The 5,304-nt window shown below is 73.9% G+C and carries 5 protein-coding genes and 1 pseudogene; all 6 read right to left on the bottom strand.

The genetic code is table 11. From position 1 onward, the window contains the following. Positions 1 to 934 (bottom strand): prolipoprotein diacylglyceryl transferase (gene lgt, locus ACTUAL_RS03745; protein WP_440899274.1); only part of this gene is annotated, 934 nt, incomplete at its 3' end. A 172-nt stretch (positions 935 to 1,106) separates the two neighbouring features. Continuing rightward, the gene (gene trpA / locus ACTUAL_RS03750) at positions 1,107 to 1,892 is read right to left on the bottom strand and encodes a tryptophan synthase subunit alpha (protein ID WP_015804400.1); all 786 of its coding nucleotides are present in this window, start codon (positions 1,890 to 1,892) and stop codon (positions 1,107 to 1,109) included. Next, positions 1,889 to 3,124, bottom strand: coding sequence for a tryptophan synthase subunit beta (gene trpB, locus ACTUAL_RS03755; RefSeq protein ID WP_096496409.1), 1,236 nt, complete (start codon positions 3,122 to 3,124; stop codon positions 1,889 to 1,891). Before trpB ends, trpA begins: the two co-directional genes overlap by 4 nt. 13 nt (positions 3,125 to 3,137) lie before the next feature. Beyond that, on the bottom strand, positions 3,138 to 3,947 hold the full coding sequence (trpC, locus tag ACTUAL_RS03760) for an indole-3-glycerol phosphate synthase TrpC (protein WP_096498040.1): 810 nt from the start codon (positions 3,945 to 3,947) through the stop codon (positions 3,138 to 3,140). A gap of 221 nt (positions 3,948 to 4,168) precedes the next feature. Next, positions 4,169 to 4,831 (bottom strand): Trp biosynthesis-associated membrane protein, encoded by a 663-nt coding sequence (locus tag ACTUAL_RS03765; RefSeq protein WP_440899275.1) that lies wholly within the window; start codon positions 4,829 to 4,831, stop codon positions 4,169 to 4,171. A 310-nt stretch (positions 4,832 to 5,141) separates the two neighbouring features. Continuing rightward, a pseudogene (locus tag ACTUAL_RS03770) lies at positions 5,142 to 5,304 on the bottom strand (anthranilate synthase component I); the annotation flags it as partial.

The following is a 5,304-nucleotide window of genomic DNA, read 5'->3' on the forward strand; positions in this document are numbered from 1 at the left end:
GGGCGGGCGCGGTGGTCGCCGACACCTTCTCGCCCTCCGCGTCGGCCCCCTCCGGCAGCTCGGGCTCCGGAGCCGGTTCGACGTCCGTCTCCCTCGGGCCGCGCTTGGCCGCGAGCACGAAGTACAGCACCGCGCCGAGGAACACCACGACCGACGTGATCACGTTGATCCGCAGCCCGAGGACCATGGTGGCCTCGTCGGTGCGCATCATCTCGATCCAGAAGCGGCCCGCCGTGTAGCCGGCGACGTACAGCGCGAACACCCGGCCGTGGCCCAGTCGCAGCTTGCGGTCGGCGAGCACGATCAGCGCGGCGACGCCCAGGTTCCACAGCAGCTCGTACAGGAACGTCGGGTGGACGGTCATCAGCGGCGTGGCCGTGTCGACCGCGACGCCGTTGAGGTCGTTCTTCATGCCGGTGACCGGGTCGACGCGCTCGTAGATCTCCAGGCCCCACGGCACGGTGGTCTCCGCGCCGTACAGCTCCTGGTTGAAGTAGTTGCCGATGCGGCCGATGGCCTGCCCGACCACGATGCCGGGGGCGAGCGCGTCGGCCATCGCGGGCCGCGGGATGCCCCTGCGGCGGCAGGCGATCCAGGCGCCGACGCCGCCGAGGGCGATCGCGCCCCAGATGCCGAGGCCGCCGTTCCAGATCTTCAGGGCGTCGAGCGGGTCCTTGCCCTCGCCGAAGTACTTGTGGTAGTCGGTGGCGACGTGGTAGAGCCTGCCGCCGACCAGGCCGAACGGCACCGCGAACACCGCGACGTCGGTGACCGTCCCCTTCTGCCCGCCTCGGGCCACCCAGCGCCGCTCGCCCCACGAGATCGCGACGATGATGCCGAGGATGATGAAGAGCGCGTACGCCCTCAGGGGGAGGGGGCCGAGATGCCACACGCCCTGGGCAGGACTCGGGATGCTCGCCAGGTAAGTCGTCACCACGCGCACCACCGTAGTCGCTGGGACCACGCCCCCGAACCGGGCGACCCGATCGTTACCGGGGGACATCCCGCTTTCGGGGGCGTCCGAACCCGCTCCGCGCAGACCACCCGCGCAGCAGAACGGGGGCCTCACACGAACGTGTGAAACCCCCGTCGCGCACCACGGGTCGTCAGGCCGGGCCGCCGACCCCGCGCACGCCCTTCGCCAGCTCCTCCGCCAGCGCGGGCACCCCGCCACCGGCCACCGCGGACACGAACGCCGAGCCGACGATCACCCCGTCCGCGAACGAGGCGACCTGCGCGGCCTGCGCGCCGTCCCGCACGCCGAGGCCCACGCACACCGGCATGTCGGTGTGCTCCCTGACCCGCCCGACCAGCGCGGGGGCCGCCGACGACACGGCCGTCCGCGCGCCGGTCACGCCCATGACGGCGGTGGCGTACAGGAAGCCGCTGGAGGCCTTGGCGGTCAGGTCGATCCGCTCCTCGGTGGAGGAGGGCGCGACCAGGAAGATCCGGTCCAGCCCGTGCGCCTCGGAGGCCGCCATCCAGTCCTCGGCCTCGTCGGGCACCAGGTCCGGGGTGATCAGCCCGAGGCCACCGGCGGCGGCGAGGTCGCGGGAGAACGCGTCCACGCCGTAGTGCAGCACCGGGTTCCAGTAGGTCATCACCACGGCCTTGCCGCCGAGCGCGGCGACCGACTCGACCACGCCGAACAGGTCCCGCACCCGGAACCCGCCGTCGAGCGCCTGCTGCGCGGCGGCCTGGATGGTCGGGCCGTCCATCACCGGGTCGGAGTAGGGCATCCCGACCTCGACCACGTCGCACCCGGACTCGACCATGGCCCGCAGGACGTCCTTGGAGCCCTCGACCGTGGGGAACCCGGCGGGCAGGTAGCCGATGAGCGCGGAGCGCCCCTCGTCCCGGCACGTCGAGAAAACGCCGTCCAACGCGCTCACGACGCGTCCTCCTCCTTGACGCCGAGCCCGAACCACGAGACCGCCGTGTCCATGTCCTTGTCGCCGCGACCGGACAGGTTGACCAGGATCAGGCCGTCCGGCCCCAGCTCCCGCCCGAGGTCCAGCGCGCCCGCGAGGGCGTGCGCGGACTCGACGGCGGGGATGATGCCCTCGGTGCGCGACAGCAGCGCGAACGCGTCCATCGCCTGCGCGTCGGTGATCGGCCGGTACTCGGCGCGACCGGTGTCCTTCAGGTGCGCGTGCTCGGGCCCGACGCCGGGGTAGTCCAGGCCCGCCGAGATGGAGTGCGCCTCGGCGATCTGCCCGTCCTCGGTCTGGAGCACGTACGACATGGCCCCGTGCAGCGAGCCCGCCGTCCCCTTGGTGAGGGTGGCGCCGTGCCGCTTGGTCTCGACGCCGTCGCCGCCGGGCTCCAGGCCGACCAGGCGCACCGACGGGTCGTCGATGAAGCCGTGGAAGATGCCGATGGCGTTGGAGCCGCCGCCCACGCAGGCCGCGACCGCGTCCGGCAGCCGCCCGGCCTGGTCGAGCACCTGCTGCCGGGCCTCGATGCCGATCACCCGGTGGAAGTCGCGGACCATCATCGGGAACGGGTGCGCGCCCGCCGCCGTGCCCATCAGGTAGTGGGTGTGGTCGACGCTGGCGACCCAGTCGCGCAGGCCCTCGTTGATCGCGTCCTTGAGGGTGCGCGAGCCGGTGCCGACCGGGATGACCTCGGCGCCGAGCAGCCGCATCCGGGCGACGTTGAGCGCCTGGCGCTCGGTGTCGACCTCGCCCATGTAGATCACGCAGTCCAGGCCCATGAGCGCGCACGCCGTGGCGGTGGCGACGCCGTGCTGGCCCGCGCCCGTCTCGGCGATGACGCGCTTCTTGCCCATGCGCTTGGTGAGCAGCACCTGGCCCAGCACGTTGTTGATCTTGTGCGAGCCGGTGTGGTTGAGGTCCTCGCGCTTGAGGAACACCCGCGCGCCGCCCGCGTGCTCGGCGAACCGCCTGGCCTCGGTCAGCAGCGACGGGCGGCCCGCGTACTCCTTGAGCAGCCGGGCGAACTCACCCAGGAACTCCGGGTCGACCCGCGCCTTCTCGTACTCCGCGGCCAACTCGTCCTGAGCCGCGATCAGCGCCTCCGGCATGAACCGGCCGCCCCACCGCCCGAAGTGACCCCGGACGTCGGGGTCGTGCGGGGTGTGGGCGAACTGGTCGCGCGTCATGCGCTCTCTCCCATCAACGACTGGGCCGGGGGCACGCCGGGTGCGATCCAGCGGTCACCAGCTTGTTCACCGCGACCTTGGGGTCGCCGCTCGTCACCAGGCTCTCGCCGACGAGCACCGCGTCGGCGCCCGCCCCGGCGTAGGCCATCAGGTCGCCGGGACCGGTGACCCCGGACTCGGCGATCTTGATCGTCTCGAAGGGCAGGCCGGGCGCGATCCGGCCGAACACCTCCTTGTCGACCTCCAGGGTGTGCAGGTTGCGGGCGTTCACGCCGATGACGCTCGCCCCCGCCTCCAGCGCCCGGTCGGCCTCCTCGGCCGTGTGCACCTCGACCAGCGCCGTCATCCCGAGGGACTCGACCCGGTCGAGCAGCGACACCAGCGCGTTCTGCTCCAGCGCCGCCACGATCAGCAGCACCAGGTCGGCGCCGTGCAGGCGCGCCTCGTGCACCTGGTACGGGCTGACGATGAAGTCCTTGCGCAGCAGCGGCACCCGCACCGCCGCGCGCACCGCGTCGAAGTCCGCCAGCGACCCGCCGAAGCGGCGCTGCTCGGTCAGCACGCTGATCACCCGCGCGCCACCCGCCTCGTAGGCGGCGGCCAGCTCGGCGGGCTCGGGGATGTCCGCGAGCGCGCCCTTGGACGGGCTCTTGCGCTTCACCTCGGCGATGACCCCGACCCCGGGGTTGCGCAGCACCGCCATCACGTCCTGGGGGGGCGCGGCTTTCGCCGCCCGCTCCCTGAGCACCTCGAAGGGCAGCGCCGCCTCGCGCGTGGCGAGGTCCTCCCGAACGCCTTCGATGATCGACTCGAGAACGGTCATGCGCACACCCCGTTCACCTCGGCCGGCCGTCCCAGTTCGGTCGTGAACTCCCGCACGTCATGCTCCCCTTCCCGCCGCAAGGATGCTAACCCCGGACGTCGGCGGCACCGGCCACCGGGTCTGCGCGTTCGCGCTGCTGGGCACGGTCGCGCGGACCTCACGTGCGCAAACCCCCGGCGAGGGGTTTGCCCGGTTCGGGCGAGCGGTCCCCCCGTGGAAGATCAGTCCCGCTCAGTGGGATCGTCGCCGCGCTCCAGGGCGTTCCACAGCTCGCGCTCGGGATCGGCGGACGGCTTGCGCGCGGCGGGCGTCTCGTAGCGATCACCCATCCGGGGCATCCGTCCGCCCTTGACCAGCAGCAGGACGCCTGAGGCGACCACGGTCAGCGCGCCGAGCAGGCCGACGACCGGGCCGGACGCGGGCAGGTCGCCGACGCCGACCGCGACGGCCAGCAGGCCGACCACCGCGAGCACCGCGCCGAGCGCGCGCCGCACCATGCCGCCGAGCGCCAGCACCGCCGCGACGCCCGCGCCCGAGAGCAGGGCGAGCGGGACCGGCCACCGCGGTCCGGCGGCGCCCCAGTCGAGCGCGGAGGAGCCCCAGAGGACGAGCGCGGCGAGCAGGAGCAGGCCGAGGACGAGCCGCTGCTCGCGCCTGCCGGGACGTGGTGGAGGGGGCGGGGGGTCGGCGGCGCCCGTGGCACCGGCCTGCCCACCGGAACCGGCGGCTGCGGCCCGCGCGTCGACGCCGGCGGGCTCACCGGCGCTGTCGGCCGAGGACCCGGCCCGAGCAGCGGCCGGAAGCGCGGTCGGCGCGGCGGTCGGGCCAGCAGGGGAACCACCGGCCGGATCGGCGGCCGGGTCGGCGGCCGGATCGGCAGCCATCCCGGCGACCGGATCGGCGACCGAAGCGACAGGCCGCGCGTCGGCCGGATCGACTGCCGGATCGGCAGCCAGCCCGGCGACCGGGTCGGCGGTCGGAAGGGGAGCCAGATCGGGGGTCGGGCACACGGTCGGGATGCCTGCGGGCAGCACCCGCTCCCCCGCCGCGTCCGCCCTCGCCACGCCGTCCCGCCCGACTTCGCCCCGCCCAACGCCCTCCCGCCCAGCAACCTCCCGCTCTGCGCCATCCCGCTCTGCACCAGCCCGCCCAGCGGCCTCCCGCCCAACGCCGTCCCGCGCTGTGCCGCCGCCCTCAGACACGGGTCGGTTCCACGGCCGGGGCCATGGTCTGGGCCGTCGCGATCGCGGCCAGGACCGCGCCCGCCTTGTTCAGGCACTCGTTGTCCTCGGCCACCGGGTCCGAGTCGGCCACGATGCCGCCGCCCGCCTGCACGTACGCCACCCCGTCGCGGATC

This window comes from Actinosynnema sp., assembly GCF_052038725.1.